Here is a 1,531-nt window from a genome sequence, read left to right on the forward strand (position 1 = left end):
TAAACTAAACTAAACTAAACTAAACTAAACTAAACTAAACTAAACTAAACTAAACTAAACGAGTTTGACTCCGCTAATCTTATTTTTTGGCTTCATCATACAACTCACGCACCACTTCACCAATCGCTGCAATACCATCAGTCAGCGTCTGCTCATCAGCCGCGATGCTCATACGAATACATTCATGTGCATGCTGATAATCACTGACATCGACACCAGGAAAGAAATACTTACTTGGTACAACGAGCGTGCCTTTTTCTTTTAAAATCTCGTACAGCTCAACCGTGGTAATCGGCAAGTCTTTAAACCACAACCATAAGAATATCGCGCCTTCAGGCTTATGAATCATCAACGGATAATCGCCCAAGGCTTCTTTTAATAGCTTCACCGCGAGGGTCGCCTGCTTTTGATAAAACGGCTTAATCTCATTATCGGCTAACTGCTTGATACGATCGTTTTCTACCAATGGCGTGGCAATCGCTGCACCAAAGCGTGTCGGCGCTAGATTCACCACCGCATTCATCGCGCTGACCGCTTCAATCACTTTGGCATCAGCCACGATAATACCAGTACGCATACCGGGCAGACCAATTTTAGACAGGCTAAAGCACAGAATCGTATTGTTATCCCACGTCAAATGCGCGTCTGAATAGATGATGTTAGGGAAGGGCATACCGTAGGCATTATCGATGATAAGCGGTATGTCATAACGTTTGGCAATCTCGGCCAAATGCGCCATTTCGTCATCAGTCAGCACGTTACCCGTTGGATTAGTCGGGCGTGAGCAGCAAATCGAACCGATACGGCCTTCTTTTAGCGCTGGCAAGTTCTCTAACGCCTCAAAATCCACACGATATTTAAAAAAGCCTTCTTCGCCATCGTGCGTCACTTCATCGATATGCGGCAATACGGCTGCGAAATGCTGACCTTCCACATGCACATCGCTATAGCCAATATACTCAGGAGTCAATGGCAGTAGAATGGATTTGTCGACAGATTGGTTCTGCTCATCAGTGAACGCACCACCAAATAGATTAAACAGGTAGAAAAACGCATTTTGTGAGCCATTGGTCAGGGCGATGTTGTCCGCTGTGAGGTTCCAATCATAATGACGGTTAAAGAAGCCAACCAACGCATCGATAAAGGCGGCATCACCCTGCGGATTAGAGTAGTTTGCCATGCTGATAATCGCGCTACTGTTGGGTACGCCTGCGTCGTTATCAACACCAAGCGCCTTATACGTCTCCAAAAATAGCTCATTGACGGCATCAATTTTGGCAGGGTTACCACCGCCCAGCATGTTGACTGGCTGATCGCTTTTTAGCGCGTCGCCCAGATCATCCATCAATTGTGAGATGCCAGTGGGCTGGGTGAATTTTTGACCGAACTTTGAGAATTTCATAAGACTACCATGCTGTTTTGGAGGATGTTGTAAGAAGGAATTTGATTGATAAAAGTTAGGCTAGTATAGCAAATGAGGGCTAGGTAATCCCCCCAATAAATAAGCAAACTGCATGGCTGATATTGGTTT

Annotated in this window: 1 protein-coding gene; it reads right to left on the minus strand. The window is 45.2% G+C overall.

The window, feature by feature from the left end:
- Nucleotides 1–79: 79 nt before the first annotated feature.
- On the minus strand, nucleotides 80–1,402 hold the full coding sequence (locus I3257_RS12800) for a valine--pyruvate transaminase (protein ID WP_238049990.1): 1,323 nt from the start codon (nucleotides 1,400–1,402) through the stop codon (nucleotides 80–82).
- Between the last annotated feature and the right edge of the window lie 129 nt (nucleotides 1,403–1,531).

The sequence above is a fragment of the Psychrobacter sp. Ps7 genome (genome assembly GCF_022129225.1).
GTDB lineage: Bacteria > Pseudomonadota > Gammaproteobacteria > Pseudomonadales > Moraxellaceae > Psychrobacter > Psychrobacter immobilis_A.